This is a genomic window from Hymenobacter siberiensis (genome assembly GCF_018967845.1).
GTDB classification, from domain to species: Bacteria; Bacteroidota; Bacteroidia; order Cytophagales; family Hymenobacteraceae; genus Hymenobacter; species Hymenobacter siberiensis.
In genome coordinates this window covers 2,809,438-2,835,634 of the sequence record NZ_JAHLZZ010000001.1, presented here as the reverse complement: position 1 = coordinate 2,835,634, position 26,197 = coordinate 2,809,438, and the positions used below count along the sequence as shown (strand labels likewise).

25 protein-coding genes are annotated in these 26,197 nt (G+C 59.6%); 15 read left to right on the top strand and 10 right to left on the bottom strand.

The features are described from left to right. Positions 1 to 29: 29 nt before the first annotated feature. The 8 genes from accB to KQ661_RS12230 all read left to right on the top strand — a co-directional run bounded on the left by accB (position 30) and on the right by KQ661_RS12230 (position 5,517). Positions 30 to 485 carry an acetyl-CoA carboxylase biotin carboxyl carrier protein gene (accB, locus tag KQ661_RS12265; protein WP_216726900.1) on the top strand — a complete coding sequence of 152 codons (456 nt, stop codon included), beginning with the start codon at positions 30 to 32 and terminating at the stop codon, positions 483 to 485. Between the two features lie 126 nt (positions 486 to 611). Continuing rightward, on the top strand, positions 612 to 1,955 hold the full coding sequence (accC, locus tag KQ661_RS12260) for an acetyl-CoA carboxylase biotin carboxylase subunit (protein WP_216726001.1): 1,344 nt from the start codon (positions 612 to 614) through the stop codon (positions 1,953 to 1,955). 99 nt (positions 1,956 to 2,054) lie between these two features. Beyond that, entirely contained in the window at positions 2,055 to 2,282 is a 228-nt protein-coding gene (locus tag KQ661_RS12255; protein ID WP_216726000.1) for a hypothetical protein, read from the top strand. Continuing rightward, the gene (locus KQ661_RS12250; RefSeq protein ID WP_216725999.1) at positions 2,282 to 2,653 is read left to right on the top strand and encodes a type II toxin-antitoxin system VapC family toxin; all 372 of its coding nucleotides are present in this window, start codon (positions 2,282 to 2,284) and stop codon (positions 2,651 to 2,653) included. Before KQ661_RS12255 ends, KQ661_RS12250 begins: the two co-directional genes overlap by 1 nt. A gap of 8 nt (positions 2,654 to 2,661) precedes the next feature. Next, positions 2,662 to 3,021 carry a hypothetical protein gene (locus tag KQ661_RS12245; RefSeq protein ID WP_216727165.1) on the top strand — a complete coding sequence of 120 codons (360 nt, stop codon included), beginning with the start codon at positions 2,662 to 2,664 and terminating at the stop codon, positions 3,019 to 3,021. 9 nt (positions 3,022 to 3,030) lie between these two features. Continuing rightward, on the top strand, positions 3,031 to 3,585 hold the full coding sequence (locus tag KQ661_RS12240; RefSeq protein WP_216727164.1) for a hypothetical protein: 555 nt from the start codon (positions 3,031 to 3,033) through the stop codon (positions 3,583 to 3,585). A gap of 170 nt (positions 3,586 to 3,755) precedes the next feature. After that, the gene (locus KQ661_RS12235; RefSeq protein ID WP_216727163.1) at positions 3,756 to 5,165 is read left to right on the top strand and encodes a dihydrolipoamide acetyltransferase family protein; all 1,410 of its coding nucleotides are present in this window, start codon (positions 3,756 to 3,758) and stop codon (positions 5,163 to 5,165) included. A 154-nt stretch (positions 5,166 to 5,319) separates the two neighbouring features. After that, positions 5,320 to 5,517, top strand: a complete 198-nt coding sequence (locus KQ661_RS12230; protein ID WP_168674296.1) for a hypothetical protein — start codon at positions 5,320 to 5,322, stop codon at positions 5,515 to 5,517. 77 nt (positions 5,518 to 5,594) lie between these two features. Here the strand turns inward: KQ661_RS12230 and KQ661_RS12225 are convergent, their stop codons facing one another. Continuing rightward, positions 5,595 to 8,282 carry a valine--tRNA ligase gene (locus tag KQ661_RS12225; protein WP_216727162.1) on the bottom strand — a complete coding sequence of 896 codons (2,688 nt, stop codon included), beginning with the start codon at positions 8,280 to 8,282 and terminating at the stop codon, positions 5,595 to 5,597. Positions 8,283 to 8,665: 383 nt separating this feature from the next. Here KQ661_RS12225 and KQ661_RS12220 point away from each other — a divergent pair, with 383 nt between their 5' ends. Further along, positions 8,666 to 9,580 carry a carbon-nitrogen hydrolase family protein gene (locus tag KQ661_RS12220; protein WP_216727161.1) on the top strand — a complete coding sequence of 305 codons (915 nt, stop codon included), beginning with the start codon at positions 8,666 to 8,668 and terminating at the stop codon, positions 9,578 to 9,580. A gap of 203 nt (positions 9,581 to 9,783) precedes the next feature. Next, a complete protein-coding gene (locus KQ661_RS12215) occupies positions 9,784 to 10,911 on the top strand; it encodes an adenine nucleotide alpha hydrolase family protein (protein ID WP_216727160.1) in 1,128 nt (375 codons plus the stop codon). Positions 10,912 to 10,990: 79 nt separating this feature from the next. Here the strand turns inward: KQ661_RS12215 and KQ661_RS12210 are convergent, their stop codons facing one another. Beyond that, the gene (locus KQ661_RS12210) at positions 10,991 to 11,341 is read right to left on the bottom strand and encodes a 4Fe-4S dicluster domain-containing protein (protein WP_216725995.1); all 351 of its coding nucleotides are present in this window, start codon (positions 11,339 to 11,341) and stop codon (positions 10,991 to 10,993) included. Between the two features lie 195 nt (positions 11,342 to 11,536). Between KQ661_RS12210 and KQ661_RS12205 the strand changes: the two genes are divergently transcribed. Next, on the top strand, positions 11,537 to 12,550 hold the full coding sequence (locus KQ661_RS12205) for an acyl-CoA reductase (RefSeq protein WP_216688610.1): 1,014 nt from the start codon (positions 11,537 to 11,539) through the stop codon (positions 12,548 to 12,550). Between the two features lie 108 nt (positions 12,551 to 12,658). Then, the gene (locus tag KQ661_RS12200; protein ID WP_216727159.1) at positions 12,659 to 12,964 is read left to right on the top strand and encodes a hypothetical protein; all 306 of its coding nucleotides are present in this window, start codon (positions 12,659 to 12,661) and stop codon (positions 12,962 to 12,964) included. 81 nt (positions 12,965 to 13,045) lie between these two features. Here the strand turns inward: KQ661_RS12200 and KQ661_RS12195 are convergent, their stop codons facing one another. From KQ661_RS12195 to xerD, 8 genes are all read right to left on the bottom strand, one after another. Further along, complete coding sequence (locus tag KQ661_RS12195) at positions 13,046 to 13,924, bottom strand: nucleoside phosphorylase (protein ID WP_216725994.1); 879 nt, start codon at positions 13,922 to 13,924, stop codon at positions 13,046 to 13,048. Positions 13,925 to 14,174: 250 nt separating this feature from the next. Next, positions 14,175 to 15,116 (bottom strand): oxygen-dependent tRNA uridine(34) hydroxylase TrhO, encoded by a 942-nt coding sequence (trhO, locus tag KQ661_RS12190; protein ID WP_216727158.1) that lies wholly within the window; start codon positions 15,114 to 15,116, stop codon positions 14,175 to 14,177. A gap of 97 nt (positions 15,117 to 15,213) precedes the next feature. After that, entirely contained in the window at positions 15,214 to 15,846 is a 633-nt protein-coding gene (locus KQ661_RS12185; RefSeq protein ID WP_216727157.1) for a NeuD/PglB/VioB family sugar acetyltransferase, read from the bottom strand. Positions 15,847 to 15,975: 129 nt separating this feature from the next. Next, positions 15,976 to 17,289 carry a hypothetical protein gene (locus tag KQ661_RS12180; RefSeq protein WP_216727156.1) on the bottom strand — a complete coding sequence of 438 codons (1,314 nt, stop codon included), beginning with the start codon at positions 17,287 to 17,289 and terminating at the stop codon, positions 15,976 to 15,978. Beyond that, positions 17,286 to 18,587, bottom strand: a complete 1,302-nt coding sequence (locus KQ661_RS12175; RefSeq protein ID WP_216727155.1) for a DUF2851 family protein — start codon at positions 18,585 to 18,587, stop codon at positions 17,286 to 17,288. The genes KQ661_RS12180 and KQ661_RS12175 overlap by 4 nt, the downstream gene beginning before the upstream one ends. A gap of 68 nt (positions 18,588 to 18,655) precedes the next feature. Further along, a complete protein-coding gene (locus KQ661_RS12170) occupies positions 18,656 to 19,300 on the bottom strand; it encodes a LolA family protein (protein WP_168674284.1) in 645 nt (214 codons plus the stop codon). A gap of 212 nt (positions 19,301 to 19,512) precedes the next feature. Next, complete coding sequence (locus KQ661_RS12165) at positions 19,513 to 22,524, bottom strand: FtsK/SpoIIIE family DNA translocase (protein WP_216727154.1); 3,012 nt, start codon at positions 22,522 to 22,524, stop codon at positions 19,513 to 19,515. 149 nt (positions 22,525 to 22,673) lie between these two features. Beyond that, positions 22,674 to 23,573 carry a site-specific tyrosine recombinase XerD gene (gene xerD / locus KQ661_RS12160; RefSeq protein WP_216727153.1) on the bottom strand — a complete coding sequence of 300 codons (900 nt, stop codon included), beginning with the start codon at positions 23,571 to 23,573 and terminating at the stop codon, positions 22,674 to 22,676. A 173-nt stretch (positions 23,574 to 23,746) separates the two neighbouring features. Here xerD and aroQ point away from each other — a divergent pair, with 173 nt between their 5' ends. The 3 genes from aroQ (at position 23,747) to KQ661_RS12145 (ending at position 26,143) form a co-directional block, all read left to right on the top strand. Next, a complete protein-coding gene (aroQ, locus tag KQ661_RS12155; RefSeq protein ID WP_216727152.1) occupies positions 23,747 to 24,193 on the top strand; it encodes a type II 3-dehydroquinate dehydratase in 447 nt (148 codons plus the stop codon). Positions 24,194 to 24,402: 209 nt separating this feature from the next. Then, complete coding sequence (locus KQ661_RS12150; protein WP_216727151.1) at positions 24,403 to 25,470, top strand: aminotransferase class V-fold PLP-dependent enzyme; 1,068 nt, start codon at positions 24,403 to 24,405, stop codon at positions 25,468 to 25,470. A gap of 112 nt (positions 25,471 to 25,582) precedes the next feature. Continuing rightward, entirely contained in the window at positions 25,583 to 26,143 is a 561-nt protein-coding gene (locus KQ661_RS12145) for a MarC family protein (protein WP_168674278.1), read from the top strand. Positions 26,144 to 26,197 lie beyond the last annotated feature (54 nt).

Here is a 26,197-nt window from a genome sequence, read left to right as displayed (position 1 = left end):
ATTCGCCCAAAAAGGAAAAGGACGCTGCAATGAAAGCCAAAGAACTACAGGAACTGCTCGATTTTATCGCTAAATCGGGTTTGAACAAGGTCAACATCGAAACCGAAGAATTTAAAATCTCGGTGCAGCGCGACCCCAATACCAAGCACATGACGACGATTGCCGCCCCGATGGCCCATGCCCCGGCTCCGGCAGCCGCTCCGGCCGCCGCTCCCGCCTCGGCAGCTGCTACCGAAACGCCCGCCGGCAACTACAAGCCGTTGAAGGCTCCCATGATTGGCACGTTCTACCGCAGCAACGGCCCCGATTCGCCGGCATTCGTGCAAGTGGGCGACATGGTGGAGAAGGGCCAGGTTATCTGCATCATTGAGGCGATGAAGCTGTTTAATGAGATTGAAGCCGAGGAAAGCGGCCGCATCGTGAAGGCGCTGGTGGACAATGCCACGCCCGTAGAATACGACCAGCCGCTGTTCCTGATTGAGTAGTTAACTGGCACTTTCGTAGGGGCGGGGCTTGCCCCCGCCCGCTGTTGCACCATGCCGTTGTGGCGGCGCAAACGGCGGGCGGGGACAGGCCCCGCCCCTACTGAACTTTTACCTCATCCCACCCCCATGTTCAAGAAAATACTCATCGCTAACCGGGGCGAAATTGCCCTGCGCATTATCCGTACCTGCAAGGAAATGGGCATCAAAACGGTGGCCGTGTACTCGACTGCCGATAAGGAAAGCCTGCACGTAAAGTTTGCCGATGAAGCCGTGTGTATCGGCCCGCCCGCCTCGGCCCTCTCCTACCTGAGCATGCCCAACCTGATTGCGGCAGCCGAAATCACCAACGCCGACGCCATTCACCCCGGCTATGGCTTTCTGTCGGAGAATGCGGAATTCTCGCGCATCTGCGCCGAGAATGGCATCAAGTTCATCGGGGCCTCGCCCGAGATGATTAACCAGATGGGCGACAAGGCCACGGCCAAAGCGACCATGATTAAGGCCGGCGTGCCGGTGGTACCGGGCTCGGTGGGCCTGCTCGAATCGGTGGAGCAGGGCAAGAAGCTGGCGAACAAAATCAAGTACCCCGTTATCATCAAGGCCACGGCCGGCGGCGGTGGGCGCGGCATGCGCATCATTCATGGCGACGACGAATTCCAGAAAGCCTGGGACGATGCGCGTACGGAATCGAAGGCGGCATTCGGCAACGATGGCATGTATCTCGAGAAGTACGTGGTACAGCCCCGCCACATTGAGGTGCAGATTGTGGGCGACCAGTTCGGGCACGTAGCGCACCTTTCGGAGCGAGACTGCAGCATCCAGCGCCGCCACCAGAAACTGGTGGAGGAAGCTCCTTCGCCGTTTATGACGGATGCGCTGCGTGAGAAAATGGGTAAGGCAGCCATTACCGGCGCGGCGGCCATTGGCTACGAGGGCGTGGGCACGATTGAGTTTCTGGTGGATGCCAACCGGGATTTCTACTTCATGGAGATGAACACCCGCATTCAGGTGGAACACCCGGTGACGGAGGAAATCATCAACTACGACCTCATTAAGGAGCAAATCAAGGTAGCGGCGGGCATCCCGATTTCGGGTAAGAACTACTATCCCAAGATGCACGCCATGGAGTGCCGCATCAACGCCGAGGACCCACGCAACAATTTCCGCCCGGCTCCCGGCAAAATCACGACCCTGCACATTCCCGGCGGCCACGGCGTGCGCGTCGATACGCACGTGTATGCGGGCTACACCATCCCGCCCAACTACGATTCGATGATTGCCAAGCTCATTACCGTAGCTCAGACCCGGGAGGAGTGCATCGTAAAAATGAAGCGCGCCCTAAGCGAGTTTGTGGTGGAAGGCGTGAAAACGACCATCCCCTTTCACCTGGCGCTGATGGATAACGAGGACTTTAAAGCCGGAAATTTCACGACGGCTTTCCTGGATTCGTTCGATTTCTCGACGATTTAAGCTTTCAGTTTAACTAACAAAAAAGGGCCAGCTTCTTCACTGGCCCTTTTTTGCGCCCCACCCGAACGGCAACCTGACCTGGTATGTTATCTTACCACTATGAAATACACCATTCAGCTTGACGATGAGCAGCAATACCTGCGCTTGCTGCAACTGGCCCAGGCGCTGGGCATGGGTGCGACAATACCGGTTACTCCGATGTCGGATGAGGAGCGGCAACACCACTTGCGCATCGTCGCGAAAGGGGGCAGCGGCGTCAGCATCACCGACCCGGTAACGTGGCAGCGCGAAGTCAGGGCCGACCGCCCACTGCCGGGCCGCAACTAATGGCCTACTTGCTCGACAGCAACCTGCTGGTTTATTCGGCGATAGAAGCCCACAAGTTTCTACGCCCGCTGGCGCTGAATACGCAGAATTTTGTTTCGGCTATTTCCAAAGTTGAAACACTGGGCTTTCACAAGCTGGAAGCGGCTGATGAAGTCTATTTCAATTCGCTGTTTGCTCTTGTTACTCTTTTGCCCGTCACACCCAATATCATCGAAACGGCGATTCTCTTGCGACAGCAACGGCGCATGTCGCTGGGTGATTCGTTGATTGCGGCAACAGCTATAGAATTTGATTTGACACTGGCCACGCGCAACGTGTCCGATTTTACTTCAATTTCCAAGCTGACCGTTTACGACCCTTTTCAATCCTGATTTAACGCATGGTTTATTCCTATCGGCAAATACTAGCCTGTCTGGCCCTTCCTCTCGCCCTCACCTCCTGTGCCGATTCCTGCAACGGCAGCATCGAAACCACGGTGCTTTTTGCCAAGCCTGGGCCGAAGGGCGTGGGCCGCAACATCTACGTGGATGTGGTGAATAAGCCGGGTTTGGGCATCAAAAAAACCCTGATGTACGAGGGCAAGGAATTCGGCACGTTCGAGCACGTCGTCATCATCAACGACCCTACCAGCCGCTTTGCGTCGAACCGCAGCATCTGCTTCTCGAAGTTTGAGAAGAACGCGGCGGAAACGGGCGGGGATTTGACGGAAGAAGGACTGCCGGAAATCACGGTGGAATAAGCCCCGCCCATGCAACCTGCTACGGTGGCCACGAGTCCTGAACGGGAATTGTGGCCACTTTTGCTTTCTACCCTGATGCGTTTTACTGATTTTACCGGCGGACTGCTGGCTGCTGCTACTTGCCCTGCTTTGGTTCGGAACAGTCCAGAAGACTTCCCTCTCACTTGCGCCACTTTAATGCGTGTCATTTTTCTATTAAACTTTCTGGCCGTTTTTCCTTTCGGAAGCGCACTCGCGCAAGCATCCCCGAAGCCGGAACTTGGCTCGGCACAATCGTTTCATCTAAGGCCGGCAAGGACTGGTATAGCGCTCGACACGACGGGCTGGCGGTTTATAACCCGGCCGGTTGTGGACGCAGTGGATGATAATTCGGGGGAGGTGCGCTTTAAGATTGTGATTGATAGCGAGGGCGTAATTGAATCGGTGCTCCCGGTCAGCAGCACGGTTTCGGCCAGGCAGGAAGCGCTTTGCCGGCAGGTGTTGCTGCGGTGCCGGTTCGAGCATATTGGGACAAAACCGGGCGGGGCAGTTGGGTATTACACCTTTAAATTCATGGTCAGGTGATACAGTTGATGGTCGTTTCGGGTTTGTTCCGAAGGTGTTAGCAGCGTTAAAAGCCATTATCCGACACCCTTAACGCGCCCGTGCAGCGGGGGCGTTCGGCTTTCTGGCTACCTTTGCGGCACGAAAATCCCACCCCACCCTCACTTACCCCAAAATATCCCTCCTTACCTATGGCACGAGTGGAAATGACGATGCCCAAGATGGGCGAAAGCATCATGGAAGGCACCGTCCTGAAGTGGCTCAAACAAGTTGGCGACTCCATTGAGCAGGACGAATCAGTGCTGGAAGTAGCCACCGACAAGGTTGATACCGAAGTACCCGCCATCTACGCCGGTGTGCTGACGGAGATTCTGGTGCAGGAAGGCCAGGTTGTGGCCGTAGGCGCGCCCATCGCCGTGATGGAAACCGATGCCGCCGCTGCGGGTGCCGCTGCCCCAGTCAGTACCCCGGCCGCTCCGCAGGCTGCTCCTGCTCCTTCAAGCAACGGCAGCGCCGTGCCATATCTGCCCGAGCCGCACGACCCGCAGGCTGCCCAGACTGCCGCCAGCGCCGAACACCAGCCCGGCCGCTTCCTTTCGCCGTTGGTCCTGAGCATTGCCCGCGAAGAAGGCGTGAGCATGACGGACCTGGAGTATCTGCCCGGCACCGGCAAAGAGAACCGCGTGACTAAGAAGGATATTCTCGATTACGTGGCCGCCGGCAAGCCTTCACTGACCGGAACGGCCGCTGCTAATACTTCGGTGCAGGCTCCGGCCGTAGCTCCGCAGCCGCAAGTAGCCCCGGCAACCCCAGCGCCGGCCCCGGTTGCTTCGGCACCCTCGGCCAGCGTTAAGCCGGTGCCCAGCGTTAAGCCGGTGCCCAGCGTGAGCGGTGGCCAGGAGCTGATTGAAATGGACCGTATGCGCAAGATGATTGCGCAGCGCATGGTGGATTCGGTGCGCATTTCGCCCCACGTCACCAGCTTCGTGGAGGCCGACGTGACCAATGTTGTGAACTGGCGCAACAAGCACAAGGACGCCTACAAGAAGCGCGAGGGCGAAAACCTGACGTTCACGCCTATCTTTATCCAAGCTGTGGCCCGCGCCATCCAGGATTTCCCGCTGATTAACGTGTCGATTGATGGCGACTACATCATCAAGAAGCGCGACATCAACATTGGCGTAGCCGTGGCCCTGCCCAGTGGCAACCTGATTGTACCGGTTATTCACAACGCCGACCAGCTCAACCTTAATGGCCTGAGCAAAAAGCTGAACGACCTGGCCGCTCGTGCCCGCATCAACAAGCTGACGCCCGCCGACCTCGAAGGCGGCACTTACACGCTCAGCAACGTGGGCTCGTTTGGCAACGTGATGGGCACGCCCATCATCATGCAGCCGCAGGTGGCCATTATGGCAGTGGGCGCCATCAAGAAGAAGCCGGCCGTGATTGAGACGCCGCAGGGCGACCTCATCGGTATCCGCCACTTCATGTTCCTGAGCCACAGCTACGACCACCGCGTGGTGGACGGTTCGCTCGGCGGCATGTTTGTGCGCAAGGTGGCCGATTACCTGGAGCAGTTCGACCCGAACACGGCGATTTAGCGCATTAGCGCATTTCTGAATTATATAGAACGTCATGCTGAGCGCAGCCGAAGCATCTCGCGTGCAATAGTAATTCAATCGACAGGATTTACTACTACATGCGAGATGCTTCGGCTGCGCTCAGCATGACGTTCTGTTTTACCCCTTTATTTTGATGAAAAACCTTGTTTTCCTCGGGGCGCTGGTACTGGCGCTGGGCCTCATCGGTTATTTATACCAGCAGCTTTCAGCCAGCGAAAAAGCCCTGCAACTAGCTGAAAAGCGCTTTGCCGACTGCGAAAAAGTCACGTTTCAGCTCCAGAACCAACTCGCTCCGCTGCAGAAAAAGCAGACGGGCGGCATCCCGCAGTAAGGTGCCCTTAGCTAAGTAAAAAAAGCCCGCCTCCTAAATCAGAAAGCGGGCTTTTTTGCATCAAATCGAATTTGACATTATAGTCCTTTCAATGCCTGCTCCAGCGCGGCGATTTTGGCTTCGGCATCGGCCAGTTTCTGGCGCTCCTTTTCCAGCACTTCGGGCTTGGCATTCTGGGCGAACTTCTCGTTGCCGAGCTTTTTCTGCACCGAGTCGCGGAAGCCCTGGGCGTATTCCAGCTCTTTTTCGAGGCGGGTGCGCTCGGCGGCTAGGTCAATATGGCCTTCGAGCGGGATGAAGAACTCGCCGGTACCGAGCACAAAGCTCACCGAGGCGGCGGGGCCGGCATCGGCGAAGCTCACTTCCATGATGCTGCCCAGCTTGCGAATGATGCCGTCGTAATCGGTCACCAGTTGCGGGTCGTCGGTTTTGGCGACCAGCGTGAGGGGCTTGTTGGGGCCGAGATTCTTCTGGTTGCGCACGGCCCGGATGCCGGCCACGATGGCCAGGGCCTTATCCATGCTGGTCAGGGTTTCGGCGCTGTTAGCGGGGGCAGTGGCGCGGGGCCAGGGGGCCACGGTTACGTAGTCGCGGGGGCCGCGCTCGGCCAACTCGTGCCACAGCTCTTCGGTGATGAAGGGCATGAAGGGGTGCAGCAGTTTGAGCAGCGTTTCGAGGTAGGCCGTGGTGTGGCGCAGGCTTTCGGCGTCGATGGGATGCTGGTAGGCGGGCTTCACCATTTCCAGGTACAGGGCGCAGAAATCGTCCCACACCAGCTTATAAATGGTCATGAGCGCATCCGACATCCGGAACTTCTCGAAATGGTCGTCCATCTCGACAATGGCGGCCTGCAGCCGGGCGTTGAACCAGGTCACGGCCTTCTCATTCACGAAGGGCAGCGAGGCATCGGCTTCCCATCCTTTCACGAGGCGGAAGGCGTTCCAGAGCTTGTTGCTGAAGTTACGGCCCTGTTCCACCAGCTTCACGTCGTAGAGCAGGTCGTTGCCGGCCGGGGCCGAGAACAGCATGCCGGTGCGTACGCCGTCGGCCCCGTACTGGGCGATGAGGTCGAGCGGGTCGGGCGAGTTGCCGAGCTGCTTGCTCATCTTGCGGCCCTGCGCGTCGCGCACGATGCCGGTGAGGTACACGTTTTTAAACGGCACTTCCTGGCGGTATTCGATGCCGGCCATAATCATGCGGGCCACCCAGAAAAACAGGATGTCCGGCCCCGTAACCAGGTCATTGGTCGGGTAGAAATAGTTGATATCGGCGTTGTCGGGGTCTTTGAAGCCGTCAAACACTGAAATGGGCCATAGCCACGACGAGAACCAGGTATCGAGCACGTCCTCGTCCTGGCGCAGGTCGCTCAGCTGCAGGTCGGCCCTGCCGGTCTGGGCAATGGCCTGCTGCAAGGCATCCTCGGCGGTGAGGGCGACTACGAAGGTGCCATCGGGCAGGTAGTAGGCCGGAATCTGCTGGCCCCACCAGAGCTGGCGCGAGATGCACCAGTCGCGCACGTTCTCCATCCAGGCCCGGTACATGTTCTTGAACTTGGGCGGATGCAGGCGCACGGTATCGTTTTCCACGGCGTCGAGCGCGGGCTTGGCCATGTGCTCCATTTTCATGAACCACTGCAGGCTGAGCTTGGGCTCAATCACAGCCTTGGTGCGCTCCGAGGTTTGCACGATGCTGGCGTATTCTTCGATTTTCTCGAGCAGGCCAGCTTCCTGCAAATCCTTGGCAATCTGCCTACGCACGGCGAACCGGTCCTGCCCCACGTAGAGAATGGCCTTCTCGTTCAGCGTGCCGTTATCGGCCAGAATATCGATGACCGGCAGGTTATGCTTCACGCCCAGCTCGTAGTCGTTCAGGTCGTGAGCAGGCGTCACTTTTAGCGCACCGGTACCGAAGTCGATGGAAACGTACTCATCGAAAATTACCGGGATTTCGCGGCCCAGCAGCGGAATGCGCAGCTTAGCACCGGCCAGGTGGCTGAAGCGCGGGTCGTTCGGATTCACGGCCACGGCCACGTCGGCCATAATCGTTTCGGGGCGCGAGGTGGCCACCAGAATATAGCTGCTAGCTGCTAGCTGTTGGCTGTTAGCTTCGTCCGAAGAGGAGCTAACAGCTAACGGCTGAAAGCTATCAGCTAAATAATATTTCAGGTAATACATTTTGGCCTGCACGTCCTTGGCAATCACCTCCTCGTCGGAGATGGCGGTGCGGCCTTCGGGGTCCCAGTTCACCATGCGCACGCCGCGGTAAATCAGGCCTTTATTATAAAGGTCGACGAATACACGGAGCACGGCGTCCGTCAAATCCGGCTCCATGGTGAAGCGCGTACGGTCCCAGTCGCAGGAGGCGCCAAGCTGCTTGAGCTGCTCCAGAATAATGCCGCCGTACTTATCCTTCCATTGGAATGCGTGGGCCAGGAATTCCTCGCGGGTAAGGTCGGTTTTGCTGATGCCCTGCTCCTTGAGCAAGGCCACTACCTTAGCCTCGGTAGCAATGCTGGCGTGGTCGGTGCCGGGCACCCAGCAAGCTTCCTTGCCCTGCATGCGGGCACGGCGCACCAGCACGTCCTGAATCGTATTGTTGAGCATGTGACCCATGTGGAGCACGCCCGTCACGTTTGGCGGCGGGATAACAACGGTGTAGGGCTGCTTTTTAGGGTTGGGTTTGGCTTTGAAAAAGCCCTGCTCCTGCCAGCGTTGGTACCATTTGGCTTCAACGTCGGTGGGCGAGTAGGTGGTGGCGAGCGACATGGGGATTTGTGCGAGTAGCAGAAGCAACAAAAATAGGCATTAGAACTGCGGCAAAACAGGTCGTTCGGCCCCAATCACCGCACGATGTGGTCGGAGGTCCGAACGACTTCACCTAATCTACATAAATTTCAGGGCTGGCAACCGACTGATACCGCTACTGCTATCCTCCATGAAGCCTTGCCAAAGGCTATTACGCGTTATCTTATTCATTCTGTATTTCAATAATATACATTATTTATAATATTATTATTGTTAAAAAATACCAGTATTCAAACCTATTGAATATCTGCTTTTTGGAACGCCGTCGACAGTATTCGGGGCTTAAAGTTTAATCCGCTGTTTGTACCTTCCGAATGATTCGGTCTGCTTCTCCGTAATAATTCATGGCTTCGCTCTTTTCTTTTCGCAAACCTGCACCTCCGGCTCCTGTATTGCCCGAAGTGCCGGCCCCGATTGGCACGCTGCGCATTGGCCTGGGGCAATTGCTGGTAGAAGGCGGCGAGCCTGCCCGCAACCTCGCCCGGGCCGTGGAGCAGATTGCCCAGGCGGCCGCCCAGCAGTGCGAGCTGGTGTTGTTGCCGGAAACCCTGGATTTTGCCTGGACGCACCCCAGCGCCCTCTACGAGGCCCAGCCCATTCCCGGCCTGTACAGCGACATGCTGTGCGAGGCGGCGGCCCGCCACCAGATTTACGTGTGCGCCGGCCTCACCGAGCGCGCGGCCGATGGCCGCAACTTCAACGCGGCAATCCTCATCGACCCGCAGGGCAATATCATCGTCAAATATCACAAGATAAACCTCTTGGACATCGAGCAGCCCTACTACGCCGTGGGCCAGACGCTGAATGTAGTGGATACACCAATGGGTAAAATCGGGGTAAATATCTGCGCCGATAACTACCTCGACGGGTTGCCCATTGGCCACACCCTGGCGCGCATGGGAGCCGAATTCATTATTGCACCGGCATCGTGGACGGTGGACTACTCCATCACCGAGGAGAACGACCCCTACCAGGAAAAATGGGTAAAGCCTTTTTCAATCCTTGCTCAGCTCTACAACGTAGTGGTAGTGAGCGTTACCTCCGTCGGCTACATCGTGGGCGGGCCCTATGAGGGCAAGAAAAGTGTGGGCTGCTCGCTGGCCGTTGATGCCCACGGCGTGCGGGCGCAGGGGGCCTTCAATGAGTTTGCCGGCCAGCTGGTTGTGGCCGACCTCGCCCGGCCGCATCGCCCGGAGCGCGGCACCGATATCGGCCTGATGCTTCAGCGCAAAGGCTACCGCTTCGACCAGCTGCCGTAAACGTATTATTTCCTTTCGTAATCCTTCCCTTCCATTTAACTACCAACCACCTCTAGTGCCCCACAATCTGCCCTTGCTGCCCACCCCAATTTCTTTATGCAGCCCCTTTATCTCCACCGCCATTGCTAACTCAATTACGCTCTCCAACTTCCCAGACTACAACAAATTCACCGGCTGATTATCAGCAGTGTGTCCGGTGCGTAATGGATACTACCGCGCCGGGAATTACGTTTGACTCGAAGGGCACCTGCTCCTTCTGTGACGTCCACGACCGGATGGAAACGGCCTTTCCGCTCGGCAAAATCGGCCGCGAAACGGTGCGGCAGCAGGCCAATGAAATGCGTCGGGCCGGCCGTAACCGCCGCTACGACTGCGTGGTGGGCCTGAGCGGCGGCCGCGACAGCACCTATACCCTCTGGTACTGCGTCACCCAGCTCAAGCTGCGCCCGCTGGCAGTGCATTTCAACGACGGCTTTGGCAACCCCGTGGCCGGCGAAAACATGGTACGCACCTGCCAGCGCCTGGGCGTGGAGCTGCGCACCATCACATCGGACTGGCGCGAGTCGAAAGACCTGAAAATCGCCTTTTTGAAGGCTTCGGTGCCCGATATGGAGGAAGGCACCGACCTGGGTATTGCCACGGCCCTGTATGGGGTGGCGGCCAAAGAAGGCATTCAGCACCTGATTATCGGTCAGTCATTCCGGACCGAGGGCATTGCCCCGCTCAGCTGGAATTTTCTGGATGGCCGCTACCTGCGGGCCGTGCACAAGCAGTTTGGCACGGTGCCGCTGCGGCGCTGGCAGCCCGCCGACCCGGGCTTTAATCTGGGCGTCAAAGAGATGTTTTACTATGCCTTCGTGCGGCGCATCAAGACCATAACGCTATTGTATCACCTTGACTATGTGCGCACTGAAGTTGACGAAATACTGGTGCGCGAGCTGGCCTGGAAAAGCCCCGGCGCGCATTATTCCGACGACCTTTACCAGAGCCTGATTTACTACCTCAACCGCATCAAGTTCAATATTGACCGGCGGCTGTTCAATTATTCGGCACTGGTGCGTTCGGGTCAGATGAGCCGCGAGGTGGCACTACACCGCATTTCCAGCGTCAATTCCATCGAAGACGAATCGATTATTTCGCTCTGCATCAAGCGCTTGGGCCTAACGCGGGCCGAGTTCGAGGCCATTGTGGCCGCTCCGGTGAAAACCTTTCACGACTACCCCAATAATTACGCGTTGCTGAAGCTGCTGCGCGGCCCCATTAAGCTCATGAGCCGGTTGAACCTGATTCCCGAATCGGCTTACGATAAATACTTTAACTGCGGCACCTGAGCCGGGAGCTCAAAAAGGAAGGCCGGTTCATGAGTAGGAGCCGGCCTTCCTTTTTGAGCAATAGCTACCCGCCTTTTGGCTAGGCAGCGATATGCAGCCACTCTTTCTTTTCGAGCAGGCGCTCGCGGGTTTCGCGGTAGTCGGGGTCGTCCACGCAGCAATCGACGGGGCACACGGCGGCGCACTGCGGCTCCTCGTGGAAGCCCACGCACTCGGTGCATTTATCCGATACGATATAGTAGTACTCGTCTGAAACCGGGATTTGCGGGGCGGTGCCCGCTACTACGGTGCCATCGGGGGCAGCCACTTCCTTCAGCGAGGTGCCATCGGCCCAGCGCCACTGCGCGCCGCCTTCGTAAATAGCGTTGTTGGGGCATTCCGGCTCGCAGGCACCACAATTGATGCACTCGTCGGTTATCATGATGGCCATGGGGCGTCGGGGTTCGGGAGGTGAAGTGAGGAAACCAAAGCAGAACGAGGGGGCTTTACGTAAAACGCCCGCCCCGCGCCGTTCTTTGAGCCTGCAAAATTAACCAACAACGACGGGGTTTGCACAGTTTCAGCCAATTTTGCCGGGTAATCTTCCGCGCGCGTCCATTTGTGGCCTGCGCCCTCCTCTTTTCTTATGAATCATTCCGAACGCTTAGCGGCTTTTGTGGCCCTCGGCCAGCGCCTCACCTCCCTCAATTCTGACGAACTGACCGCACTGGCGGCCCGCGCCCGCAACCAGAACGCCTGGTTCGACCGGTCCAACGTGACGGCTGCCGTAGCCGGCATTGCGCACCTGCTGGCCGAAGCGCCGCTGCGCCACTGGGCCGCCCGCTACCCCACCGAGCCCACCACCGTGCGCCAGGTGGGCGTGGTGATGGCCGGTAATATTCCCATGGTGGGCTTCCACGACCTGCTGTGCGTGCTGCTCAGCGGCCATGTGCTGCTGGCCAAGCTCAGCGCCGACGACACGACTCTGATGACCTGGCTGATGGAAGAGCTGGTGAACATCGAGCCCCGCTTTGCGGACTTTATGAAAGTGCTGCCGCGCCTGAACGCAGCCGATGCCTTCATCGCCACCGGCTCGGATAATACGGCCCGCTACTTTGAATTCTATTTTGGCCAGCGGCCGCACCTCATTCGCCGCAACCGGACTAGCGTGGCCGTGCTCACGGGCCAGGAAACCAGCGCGGAGCTGGCCCTGCTGGGACCCGATATTTTCCAGTACTACGGCCTGGGCTGCCGCAATGTGAGCAAGCTGTTCGTGCCCGAAAGCTACGACTTTGTGCCCCTGCTCGATGCGCTGCATGGCTTTGAGACCATTCTGCATCATCACAAATACAACAACAACTACGACTACAACAAGAGCATTCTGCTGGTGAATGCCGTGCCGCACTACGACACGGGTTTCCTGCTGCTCACGCGCAGCGCGGCGCTGGTATCGCCCATTTCGGTGGTGCATTACACCGAGTATGCCAGCGAAATCGACCTGGTGGACCAGCTCACCGACGTGGCAACCCAGACGCAGTGCGTGGTATCGGCCAGCGGGCGGTTTGCAGGCAGCGTGCCGTTTGGCAAGGCCCAGGCTCCGGGCGTAGAGGAGTATGCCGACCGCGTGGACACCATGGAATTTCTGGCGCAGCTAACTTAGAGATTTCATCTAACCCATCAGACACCGGCGGGTAGTTTATCATTTGCATAGAGCAAGGGCGGCATTTTGCGTACCTCTCCTCAACCCATTCGCTTTTCATTTACCGTCATGTCTTTCACCTATTCCGCTGATACTGTTGAAATTGTTGAGAAGGAAGAAATAGCCGATATGAACTTCGGCCCGGCCGACGTACTGCCCACCGAAGCCGACCGCCAGCGCCGCCGCGCCGATGCCGACCGCCCCGTGACACTGGGCAATGCCTACCACGGCAAGCTCGACATCTATTTCCAGACCACTGACGGGGCTACCAAGCGCGTGGGCACCACCATCTGGGCCGCCGATGCGGAGCATCTCACGCTGAAATCGGGCGCTTCGCTGCCGTTGCGCGCCATACTTGGGTTTGATTTTTATTAGCCTATAAGAGAGCTAGAAAAACGGTCATGCTTCGGCTACGCTCAGCATGACCGTGCTTGTTTATTCTGGCTGGTTTCGCGCTTACTGTGCTACCAAGTGCTGGAGCGTGCGCTCAATCATGGCATCAACCACGGCACCGGCGTTTTCGGCGAATTCGCCGTTGGCGCGGTTGGCCACAATGGCGTTCAACGACAATACTTCGTGGCCCAGCAGGCGGCCCAGGGAATAATAACCGGCCGTTTCCATCTCGAAATTGCTGAGGCGGAATTCGCCTTCGCCGCTCTGGTGGCGGAAGTTCTGCAGGCGGGAGATGTAGTCGGGCTGGCGCAGGGGCAGGCGCAGGCTGCGGCCCTGCGGACCGTAGAAACCGGGGCAGGTGAGCGTGTTGCCCATCGTCATGCCGGCCCCCAGCTGCTCGCGGAGCAAATCGGACCCGCGCACTACGTAGGGCGCAAACGGCAGGCCCAGTGAGCGCTGCAGCTCGGTGGCTATTTCGGTTTCAAGGCCGGTTTCCATCAGCGGGTAAAACTGCATGAGGCTGTCGAGGCCCACGGCGTGCTCGGTGGCCAGCATCGTACCGATGGGCACATCGGCCTGCAAGCTGCCGCTGGTACCCAGCCGGATGATGCGCAGGCTCAGCCGCTCCTCCACGGGGCGCACCTCGCGGGCCATGAAGTCGATGTTAACCAACGCATCAAGCTCGTTCATCACGATGTCGATGTTATCGGTGCCCATGCCGGTGCTGAGTACCGTGAGGCGCTTGCCGCGGTAGTAGCCTACGTGGGTCACGAACTCGCGGTGCGTGGTTTCAAACTCTATCGAATCGAAATGCCGGCTCACCTGGGCCACCCGCGCCGGGTCGCCCACGGTGAGGATGGTATCGGAAATGTGGTCGGGCAGCAGATTGAGGTGGTAAATGCTCCCGTCGGGGTTGAGGATGAGTTCGGAGGAGGGAATCATAGGAAGGAATTAAAAATGAAGAATTAAAAATTAACAATGGAGTTGTTAAGAAAGTCACAAAAGGTACTCAAACGGTCATGCAGCGCGCAGCGTAGCATCTTGCTCGCATCGTTGAACGGACCTGAGGATGCGAGCAAGATGCTTCGCTGCGCGCTGCATGACCGTTCGGGGACTTTCTAAACAGCTTCAATCAAAACTGTCGGGGCACAAGGCTGTGGCCGGGCATTTTTAATTCTTAATTTTTAATTCCTCACTTAGCGTAGGAGGCCAGGCCCTGGGCGGGGTTATAGTGGTTACTGAGCTTGGGGTAGGTACCGGTACCATCGTATACGCGCTTGTCGGGGTGCTGGGCGCAGGCTTCGGAGCAGGCCCCTTGCAGGTTATTGCCGCAGGCTTCGCAGAGCGGCAGGTGGACGTTGCAGTGCGGATTGGCGCAGTTGATGAGGCGGGCGCTGGGCTGCTGGCAGTGGTGGCAGCGCGAAATCACGGTAGGGTTCACGCGGTTCACATCCACGGCCACGCGGTTGTCGAACACGTAGCACTGGCCGTCGAAATCCTCGCCCCCGGCCTCAATGCCGTACTTGATGATGCCGCCATGCAGCTGGTACACGTTCTCGAAACCCTGCTCCAGAAGGTAGGCGCTGGCTTTTTCGCACTTCACGCCGCCGGTGCAGTAGGTCAGGATTTTCTTGTCCTTGAATTCCTTGAGGCGCTCGACGCGGTCGGGGAAATCGCGGAAGTTTTCGATATCCAGCGTCATGGCGTTTTTGAAGCGGCCGAGGTTGTACTCGTAGTCCGAGCGCACATCAACCACCAGTACGTCGTCGCGGTCCTTCAGCGCCTTGAATTCTTCGGGCGAAAGGTGCTGGCCGGTTTTCTCGTGGGGCCGCACATGGTGCAAGCTGCTGTGCACGATTTCGGACTTCACCCGTACGTGCAGCTTCTGGAAGGTGTGGGTTTCCACCTCGTCTATCTTAAACTCCAGTGCGGCAAAGCGTGGGTCGGCTTTCACGGCGGCCATGTAGGCCGCGCAGCTTTCGTGCGTGCCCGATACCGTGCCATTCAGCCCCTCGGCGGCCACGATGATGCGCCCGCGCAAATCCAGCGCCAGGCACAAGCGGTGGTGCTCGTCGCGAAACTGCTCGGGGTTGTCGAGCGGGGTGTAGCAGTAATAAAGAAGAACCTGATACATTTTTGAGTTATGAGTTAAAAGTTATGAGTTCAGAGTTGTGGCCAGGAGAAACGCCAGGGAACGAGCGAAAAATCCTAACTCTGAACTCATAACTCCTTTAGACTTTCACCGCCGGGTTGCCGAATACCGTTTGGCCGTTGGCCACGTCGGCCACTACAACGGAGCCAGCGCCAACACGGGCCTTGTCGCCGATTTTTACGCCGGCTACCACTACCGCACCGGCCCCGATGAAGGCTTGTTCGCCCACTTTCACATCGGCCCCGAGCAGGGCACCGCTGCCCAGCTGGGCGTAGTCGCCCACGGTGGCGCGGGCCTCTACTACGGCGTTGGCCCCCACCAGGCAGCCATCGCCGAGGGTGGCAGTGGCGGCTACCACGGCGTTGGGGCCAATGTAGTTGCCATGGCCCAGCGTGGCGTGGTTCGATACGCTGGCCCGCTCGTGAATGGCATTTACGGGCACGGCTTCGTACTCGGTACGCAGCATTTGGGTGAGGCTGCGGCGGCTGGCGGGGTCTTCGGTGGCCACAAAAACTTCGCACTTTTTGCCCAGCAGCTTCAGCAGCTCGCCGTCGTCGGTGTTGCCCATTACGGGCACGTCGAGCAGCTCTGTGCCTTGCAGCTTCTTATCGTCGTCGAGCATGCAATACACGACCACGTCGTTGGAGAGAAAGGCGTCGAGGGCGGCGGTGCCCACGGTTTGGGCACCAAGAATGATAACGGGATTTTCCATGGAGGGAATTCGGATGAAAGTGGCCCGGCCCGCCGGCCGCAAATTGCGCCGCTGCCAGGCCCGGCCGTGCAAAGGTACGGCACGCGCCGCAGGGGTAATTTCGGCAGGATGCCAGGGCTGAACCAACGGTTATATATCCCGAAAACCCAGCCGGCGCAGGGCCGCTGCCGCGTAGTCGTTTTGCAGCAGCAGCAGCACCAGATACGGCATCAGGTCGCTGCGGTAGCGATGCAGCGAGCCCAGGTTGGGCGTAGTCAGCCCCATCAGAGCGGCCAGCACCAGGCAGAAAATCACCAGCCCCAGCCCCAATACAAACGGCAAACGGCCCGCCCGACCCCGCACCGCGCTCACGGCCGCAGCTACCAACAGAACCAGCAGGAGTAGGTTTTCGGCGCCAGCGGCGGCCAGCCGTGGTTCACTGGCCTCGCCCAGGTAGGGGCGCATGAGGGTATTGGCTACCGCCTGTGGAGCATAGCTAAGCACGCTTTCTAGCGTGGGACGCAAGTCTGAGTACTCGAAATGGGGCCGTCCCACCAGGTTGGGCAGGAAGGAGGTGTACACGCGCACCACCTGGCTGGTGAATTTATTCACGCTGAAGGCCACGCTCATCTGCTGAGCCAGCCACAGGCCGGAGCCCAGCACCGCCAGCAGTGCCACCGCCTGCGCCCAGCGGGGCCGCGCCAGCCCGTGCAGCTGCAGCCCTCGCACCAGCGCAATGCCCACCAGCACAGCCAGCAGCGGCGCGGCAAAAAAGTAGCGCATTTTGAAGTGGACAAACGCCAGTACTCCCACCGCCAGCCACCAGCCGGCCCGGCCCCACCAGGTGGAGCGCAGTCGCCCTTCCGGCTCGCCGTACAATTGGTCCAGCACCAGGGCCGTCAGCCATGCCCCGCTGCTTACCAGCAACGCTTCCTTGCTCAGCCCCGTGGCCCAGAACCACACCGACGGCCACAGCAAAAAAGCCACCGCACCCGCCCCAACCGGCGTGGCCGGGAATACCCGGGCCAATACCCGCACCAGCTGCCAACTGCCCAAAAAAGCGAACATGCTCAGATACAAGCCATTCAGCCAGCCGATTCCGCCCGAGGCCAGATTCAAAAACACCAGGACTTTGACAAAGAACCACGTATTGGAAAACCCTTGGAAAACAGCCGTATTATGCGCGGATTGAATAAGGGTTACGGCCTGCGTAAGCGTGTGCCACGCCTGACCCGGATGCACCCACAGCTTCGCCGTAATGGGCTGGCTCAGATTGCTCATAGCCTTGGCATCGAGCTGCAAATGCCAGTTCCGCGCCAGGCCAACGGCCACGCGCACGCCCAGCCCCACCACCAAGGCGGCCCGCCACCAGCCCGCCGGGGCCTCGCGCCACTGCCGCAGCAGCCACGGAAATAACCCAGCCAGCAGGGCCGCATTGAGCAAAATGGCCAGCGCTACTTTCACCGTACTACGCGGGGTTGTTGCACCAGTCGGCTACCAATGGAGCAGTACAGGCAGCGGCGCGGCGCGCAATAATTCTTGTGCAGCGCTAGTAGCCCCTGCGAGTCGGCGGCCGTGCGGTGCGCGAAGCCCAGGGCCTCGTACACATCGGTGTACTGGTTGTGCTCGGCCGGCAGCTCCGACAGCAGGGCCACGCTGCTTTCGACCAGCGCGGGCTGGCCTACGTACCGGGCGTACGCCACGCGCAGTGGCACTACTACATTGGTAATGAGTAAGTCGATGCTGCTTTTGCCCAGGCCCGGCACCTTGCCCGGCCGACCGGGCCGGAAGTGCGCCCGCCAATACGCCGGCGCGGGGGCCTGAAAAAACTCCGCCAGCGCGGCCACGCTATGGGCCGTGAGCAAGGCATCGAACAAGGCCGGGCGGGCGTGGAGCAAGCCCGCCAGCTGGCCCAGCCGCACGGGCGGAAAGTTGGCCGGTCGCAGGCGCAGGTAGTTCCATTCGTGCACGGCCAGCGCGACGTCGGCCAGGCTGTATTTATGCCGCAGAAACTCGTATTCCTGCCTCAGGTCCCGGATGTATTCATCGGTAGTAGTCTCCTCATTTTCAACCAGAAATCCAGCCTGTCCGAATAACAGGGCTTCGAGCTGGCGCTGGTCGTGGCGATGGCGGCGCAGCACGATTAGCGGCAGGGCTTTGGCGAGGCGGGCCAGCGGCTCGCTGTTCTTCTGGAAGCCGAAGGCGGCCATCAGCGCGTGGTAGGCGGTGGCTTCCCAGTCCTGCCCGAGGTGCTGGTGCAGCGCCATCACGTCGTCGGCCTTGCGCTCGACGCGTTCAAGCAGGGCGCGCTCGGCCATCATCGTGCGGGTTATTTCGGGCACCAGATTCAGCAGCGGGGCGCAGGGCAAGGGCGCGGCGGCGGGCGCATCTACCAAGGCCTGGTAGCGGGCCAGCAGCTCGGGGGCGAGGCGGGTTTGCAGGGCCAGCGCGGGAATCAGACTGCCGTTGGTGCGGGCCACGTCGGCATCGTGCTGGCCGACTACATGCAGAATTACCTGGTCGTATTTGGGGTCGGTCTGGTGCTGGTGGCGGGCCCAGTCGGAGGCGCGGAGGTGAATTTCCACGGCCCCGTTCCACTCCACTTCGCCGATGCGCAGGCGGGCGTTCAGGAAGTCGGGGCCGGCATCGGCATTGCGGTGGCCGGGTTTCAGCACCTGTATTACCTCGCCTGCGGCCGTGCGCAGGTCGACCTTATCAAAATACTGGTGCTGCCAGACGTAGTGGAGAAAATCTTCGCGCATGGGACAAATGTAAAACGGCCCGCCTCTTTCGAAGCGGGCCGTTTCATAAATTATGCTATTCCTAAAAACTAGCGCAGGTCTACCACCTTCACGCCTTTGTACTTGGCCTTGTCGAAGGCAAACGTACCGGCATCAGTGGGCGGATTGGGCTTGAAGTTTCTGATGAGGAACGTGTACTGGTTGCCGTTTTTCTTAAACATCTGCCAGCTTTTCACCGAAGCATCCTTCTTGCGCACCTTTAAACGCACTTTAAACACGTCATTCTGGCGGTTTTCGGGGGCCAGCTCAATCACATCGAGCGGCTCACCGCCTTCGGTCACCTGCTGCACGTAGGTGTACTTGTAGCCCTTTTTATACATCGTATAAATCTGCGAGGGCGACATATCCTGCGAATCCGGGTCCGAATCGGAGATGTTCACCTCGTTTTCGTTCTTCAGATAGGTCCAGGTAGTTTTACCATCGTTGATGACTTCCTGGCCGCTAATTTTGAGGCGGAATTTCTGGCCGCTCACCACGATATCGCCGTTGATGTTCTGCTTCACTTTGGCGCTGGGGTTTTCCAGCGTCTGGGTAAAGGTAGCCTGGAAGGCTTTAAGCGCCTGATATTTGGCGCTCATCTGGTCGAGGATTTTACCGGCTTTGGGGTCCTGCTGGGCAGCGGCGGGCAGTGCCAGCGAAACCGCGAGGAGCAGGAAGGGGATTGATTTTTTCATTATAAATAGGGAGGTCAAGAAGCGCTTGTGCGGGGCTTGGAAAGCCTGATACGTGTTTCGTTTAACAAACGTCCGGCCAAAATCCCAATGAAGTGCCGATGAAGAGAAAAAAGTAGCATAAGCTTCAGCTTGTGCACGAGCAGAGCGAGTAAAATCGTTGAACGGCGCGGCCACCGATACTCGCTCTGCTCGTGCACAAGCTAAAGCGTATGCTACTTCATGCTGTTCAGCAATTGCTCCAGCTGGTACTCATCGGGAATGAGCACGTCGCGGGCCTTGCTGCCCTCGAACGGGCCCACGATGCCGGCGTGCTGAAGCTGGTCAATCAGGCGGCCGGCCCGGTTATAGCCGAGCTTCAGCTTGCGCTGGAGCAGGCTGGTGCTGCCCTGCTGGTGCAGCACGATGCAGCGGGCGGCATCCTCAAACATGGAGTCGCGCTCGGAGGGGTCCATTTCTTCGTTGCCGCTGCCGGCGTCGCCGTCGGCCCCGGCCACTTCGGGCAGCAGGTAGGCATCGGAATAGCCCTGCTGCTCGCCGATGAAGTCGCAGACGCGGTCCACCTCGGGCGTGTCGATGAAGGCGCACTGCACGCGAATCAGGTCCGAGCCGGCTGAGAAGAGCATATCGCCCTGGCCGATGAGCTGGTCGGCCCCGCCGGTATCCAGAATGGTGCGCGAGTCAATTTTGCTGGTCACCTTAAAGGAAATCCGGCAGGGGAAGTTGGCCTTGATGATGCCGGTAATCACGTTCACCGAGGGGCGCTGCGTGGCCACGATGAGGTGAATACCGATGGCGCGGGCCAGCTGGGCGAGGCGGGCAATGGGGGTTTCCACCTCCTTGCCGGCCGTCATCATCAGGTCGGCCAGCTCGTCAATTACCAGCACGATGAAGGGCAGGAAGCGGTGGCCTTTCTTGGGGTTGAGGCGGCGCTCGATGAACTTGGCGTTGTATTCCTTCAGGTTGCGGCAGCCGGCTTCCTTGAGCAGGTCGTAGCGCCGGTCCATCTCCATGCACAGCGAATTCAGCGTGTTCACCACCTTTTTGGTGTCGGTGATAATGGCCTCGTCGGTATCGGGCAGCTTGGCCAGGTAGTGGCGCTCAATCTTGTTGAAGATGCTCAATTCCACCTTTTTGGGGTCAACGAGCACAAACTTCAGCGTGGCCGGGTGGCGCTTGTAGAGCAGCGAGGCCAGAATCACGTTCAAACCCACCGACTTGCCCTGGCCCGTGGCGCCGGCCATCAGCAAGTGGGGCATCTTGGCCAAATCAGCCACAAAAACCTCGTTGGTGATGGTGCGGCCGAAGGCAATGGGCAGGTCCATTTCGGTCTTGGCGAACTTCTCCGAACCCAGCACCGAGCGAATGCTCACCATCTCCTTCTTGGTGTTTGGCACCTCGATGCCAATGGTACCCTTGCCGGGAATTGGCGCGATGATACGAATACCCAACGCGGCCAGGCTCAGCGCAATATCGTCTTCCAGGGCCTTGATTTTGGAGATACGAACGCCGGCCTCGGGCACAATCTCATAGAGCGTGACCGTGGGCCCAATGGTGGCCTTGATGCTGGCGATGCTGATGCCGTAGTGGCCCAGCGTCTCCACGATGCGGTCCTTATTGGCTTCGAGCTCCTCCTTGGTTACCTGCGCTTTGGCGATGCCGTAGTCGTTGAGCAGCTCCAGCGTGGGGAACTGGAAGCGCGAGAGCTCCAGCGTGGGGTCGTAGTTGCCGGCGGGCATGGCGTCGGGGTCCTCGTCCTCATCGGCCACGGCCGCAATGTCGGCCCCGGCGTTGGGGTCGAGGTCGTCGCGGCCGGGCACGGTAATTTCAAGGGACTTCGGGACCTGGAGACCGGGGGACTTGGATGCGGGCAGCGGGGCGTCGCCATCGGCCAAGTCGGCCAGCGAGAGCGGCGTGGGAATGGTGGACGCGGGTAAGCTCGGCACCACAGAAAATTCCTCCTCCGCCGTGGGCATTTCGATAGAAAACGACGGGCCGGAAACAGCCAATGGCAGTGCGGCGGCAGCTGTTGAGGCAGCCGAAGTAGCCGCGCTAGTAGCGGCCACAACGGCCGGGGCAACCATCGCACCGGCTACGGCCAGCGGCAGGCCCGCGCCGAGCCGGGGGGCCGGCTCGTATTCTTTTACGGGTGCCGGAGCCTCCTCTATCTCATCATCAGCATCGAACTCCAGCGCCAGACCGGTGGCCTGGGCCCCGCCAGCGGCAACCATGGCGGAGGATGTAACCGTAGCCTCTGGCGCGGCCGGGCGGGTTTTCAGGGTCATGGCGGCGGCGGCGGGCGCTACCGGGGCTACCGGCTGGACGGCAGCCGCCTGCTCGGCGGCAATTTCAGCTTCCAGCTCGGCGTCTTCGTCGGCATCGTCCTCGGTGCTGAGGCTGCGGAAACGGCCCAGGTTGAGGCTGGTAACGTTGAAGAAGAACACCACGAACGAAATCAGGGCGAAGGCCAGCAGCAGCACCGTGCCCCAGCCAATGAGGCTATCGAGCCAGGAAGCAGCTTCAAAACCCACGCCGCCACACAGGAAATCGAGTCGGTGGGCCAGCACGGGGTCGGCCCCTGGCGCAGCCAGCGACACCACCACGTAGCCCAGCAAAATGCTCAGCCAGACCATGCTGAACAGGCCCAACGCCAGCACGTAGCTCACCGAAACCGGCGCGGTGCGGAACACAATCTTATATCCCAGAAAAAATACGATGGGAATGAGGGCAAATGCCGCCACGCCAAACAGCTTGTAAATCAGCAGCTCGGCGGCCCAGGCCCCGAGCAGACCCAGCCAGTTGTGCGACTCTGCTCCGGCTTCCTTCACCGTCAGGGTGCTCATGGCGCCCACCACGCTCTGGTCGGCGTGGCCAGTGAATAGGAAGGACGTGAAGGCAATGGTGAGGTAGAGGCTGCCCAGCAACAGCCCGAAGCCCACGAAGAGGTGAAAGCGGCGGTCGCGCAGCAGGGGCAGCAGGTTGCCCACCCCGGGCAGGGGGCCGCGCGGGGCGCGGGGTGGCTTGGCGGGTTTCGCCGCCGGGGCCTGGGCGGCGCGGGCGGCTTTGGGCACGTTGGCAGCAGCGGGGCGGGGCTGCGGGCGAACAGCGGGGGCGGCCTCGGGAGCCGGCGCGTTGGGGCGCGGCTCGTTGCGCCGATTGGCTTTGGGCTCGTTCGGGCGGTTAGCCGAGGGGCCGGCGGGAGGGGTTTTATAACGATTATCGGCCATTCGACGGGTGCAGAAAGGTCAAATTTACACAATGCGGGCGGGATGTGAGAGAACGGGAATAGACGAATTGGGGGCAGCTGTCATCCTTCGCTGCGCTCAGGATGACACTTCCATTCCCTTATTCCCTATTCCTCGCCTCCCCCACCCCATCAACTACGCGGATGAAACTCGGTAATCACCTGCCGCAGGAAGTCCCGGTCCAGGTGGGTATAAATCTCGGTGGTAGTAATGCTGGCGTGGCCCAGCATCTCCTGCACGGCGCGCAGGTCGGCCCCGCCCTCAATCAGGTGCGTGGCGAAGGAATGGCGAAGGGTGTGCGGGCTGATGGTTTTGCGCAGGCCCGCCTGCTCGGCCAGCTTTTTGAGCGTGGTGAACACGGTGATGCGCGAGAGCGGCCGGCCACGCTGGCTCAGAAAGGTAAAGTCCTCACTACCGGGTTTGATGTCGAGATGCCCGCGCACGCCACTGAGATAGAAATTGAGCTGCTTGAGGGCCTCGCCCCCCACGGGCACCAACCGCTCCTTATTGCCCTTGCCCACCACTTTCATAAATCCCTCGTCGGCGTAGATGTTGCTCAGGCGCAGGTCGCAGAGCTCGCTCACGCGCAGGCCGGACGAGTACAGCACTTCGAGTAGGGCGCGGGTGCGCAGGCCTTCATCGGTGCTCAGGTCGATGGCGGCGAGGAGCTGCTCCACCTCGGGGTAGCTGAGGGTGTCGGGCAGGTGGCGGCCGGTTTTGGGGGCTTCGAGGGTGTCAGTGGGGTCAACTTTCAGCAAGTCTTCCATGATGAGGAAGCTGAAAAACGCCTTCAGGCCCGAGAGCGTGCGGGCCTGGGAGGTGGCGCTCAGGCCCAGGCCTTGCAGGGTGCTGAGGAATTCGCGCAGTACCTCGGTGCTCACCTGGGTGGGGCCAAGATGCAGCTTTTGGATGATTAGAAACTGCTGGAGCTTACTGATGTCGCGCACGTAGGCCTCCACCGAGTTCGGCGAGAGCGACTTTTCGAGGCGCAGGTAGCCGTCGAACTGTTTGAGGGCTTGGGGCCAGGTCATGGGTTGGGGGAAGAATTTCGGAGTTCAAAGAACGTCATGCAGAGCGCAGCGAAGCATCTTGCCCGCCACCAGCAATCCAATCGGATGAGTTAGTTATTACGGGCAAGATGCTTCGCTGCGCTCTGCATGACGTTCTTTTGTACCCCACCTCATTCCCTCACCGCCTCTCCAACATGGACATTCTCATTCTCAACGGCCCCAACCTCAACCTGCTCGGCCGCCGCGAGCCCGGCATCTACGGCAACCGCTCATTCGAAGACTTTTTCCCCGAGCTCGAAGAAGCCTTCCCGCAGCTGAAGCTCACGCAGTTCCAATCGAACCACGAAGGCGCAATTATGGATAAGCTGCACGAAATCGGCTTCACGCACCACGGCATCGTGCTCAACGCCGGCGGCTACACGCACACCAGTATAGCCCTGGCCGATGCCGTGGCCGCCATCAACACGCCCGTGGTGGAAGTGCACCTGAGCAACCTGCACGCCCGCGAAGACTTCCGCCAGAAAAGCCTATTTGGGCGGCACTGCGCGGGCAGCATTAGCGGCTTCGGGCTGGAAAGCTACCGGCTGGCCGTGCAGTGGTTCGTAAACCAGACGCCCAAGCGGGTCGGATTTCGAGTGTAGGCCGAGCCACTGATGCAGCGGATTCGGCCGATTAGTCGGATTCAGTGGGTGACGCTGCCTGGTGGAGTACTTCCGGCCATTTATTGATGGGGCGAAAGGATGACGGCGGCGATGAATAAACGGCCGTGCAATACGACCTTTGCCGCGACCGTTCCCCCAGGAGCCGTCCCCAAAATCCGATAAATCCGATAAATCCGCGGTTCAGATAAATGTATACTTTCAATCCCGGGCCTTCGGCCATATATCCCGCCGTTCGGCAGTACCTCACCGATGCATTTGACGAGGGCTGGCTCTCGGCCCCGCACCGCTCCGAAAAGGTGACCGCCCTGGTGCGCCAGACCGTGACCGACCTCAAAACCAAGCTCAACGTGCCGCAGGACTATACCATCCTGTTCACCGGCTCGGCTACCGAGTGCTGGGAAATTCTGGCCCAGAGCCTCACCCCGCGCCGCTCGTTACACATCTACAACGGCGACTTCGGCGAGAAGTGGTATAAGTACGCCAAGGCCATTCGGCCGGCCAGTACGGGCCTGAGCTTCGGGCTCGATGAGCTGCCCGACATTGCCAGCCTACCCTTCGCCCCCGACGATACCGACCTGGTGTGCATCACCCAGAACGAAACCAGCACCGCCACCCAGCTCCGCGAAGGCTTCATCCTGAACCTGTACAACCGCCTCGGCGGGGCCCTGCTGGCCGTGGATGCCACCAGCTCGCTGGCCGGCCTGAACCTGAAGTACATCAAAGCCGACATCTGGTACGGCTCGGTGCAGAAGTGCTTCGGACTGCCCGCCGGGCTGGGCGTGATGATTTTGTCGCCCCGCGCCGTGGCCCAGGCCAAGCTGGTGAACGACCGCAGCCACTACAACGGCCTGCCCGCCATGCTGAGCCAGATGCTCAACCACCAAACCAACTACACGCCCAACGTGCTGGGCATCTACCTCCTGAGCCGCGTGCTGGCCGACCGCGAGCCCATCAAAACCGTGCACCAGCACCTCGCCGACCGCGCCGAAAAGCTCTATGCTTTCTTCGAGCAGGCCACCCCGCTCACGCCCCTCATCAACAACTACGAAACCCGCTCCACCACCGTCATCGGCCTGCGCGGCGATGCCGGATTAATTGATGCAATCAAAGCCAAAGCCCGGGAAGCCGGCCTGCAGCTGGGCAGCGGCTACGGCCCGCTCAAAAACACCACCATCCGCATCGCCAACTTCCCCGCTGTGCCCGATGCCGCCATGGAGGCGCTGGTGCAGTTCTTCGCCAAAGAGTTTCCGGGATAATGCGCCGTAGGATGCGGGGCTTGCCCCCGCCCGCCGCCCGCGCCGCGCCAACGATTTGGTTCAATGGCGGGCGGGGGCAAGCCCCGCACCCTACCCTTAAGTCCTTCTCCGTATGCTCAATCTCCAGCAAATATTCTCCGTCACGCTCACACTCTTCGCCGTGATTGACATTATCGGCTCCATTCCCATTATTATTCAGATTCGGCAGCGCGAGGGACAGATTAAAGCCGAGCTGGCTACCATTGTAGCCGGCTGTCTGATGGTGGCGTTTCTCTTTCTGGGCCAGAGCATTCTGCATCTTTTTGGGGTCGATAACGAAAGCTTTGCGCTGGCCGGCGCGGTCATCATCTTCCTCATCGGGCTCGAGATGATTCTCGGCGTCGAGCTTTTCAAGTCCGACCTCACGGCCAGCACCGGCTCCATTGTGCCGCTGGCGTTTCCGCTCATCACCGGGGCCGGCACCATGACCACGCTACTCTCGCTCCGCGCCGCATACACGCTGCCCAACATCCTGGTCGGCATTATGCTCAACCTCGTGTTCGTGTACGCCGTGCTCAAAACCAGCCCCTGGATTGAGCGCAAGCTCGGCAAAGCCGGCGAGGACGTGCTGCGCCGCGTGTTCGGCGTGATTCTGCTGGCCATTGCCATCAAGCTGTTTAAAGCTAATTTTTAAATTAGATGTAAAAAATATGGAAATGTGGTAGGTGTGATAATGAAGTTGTTTAGA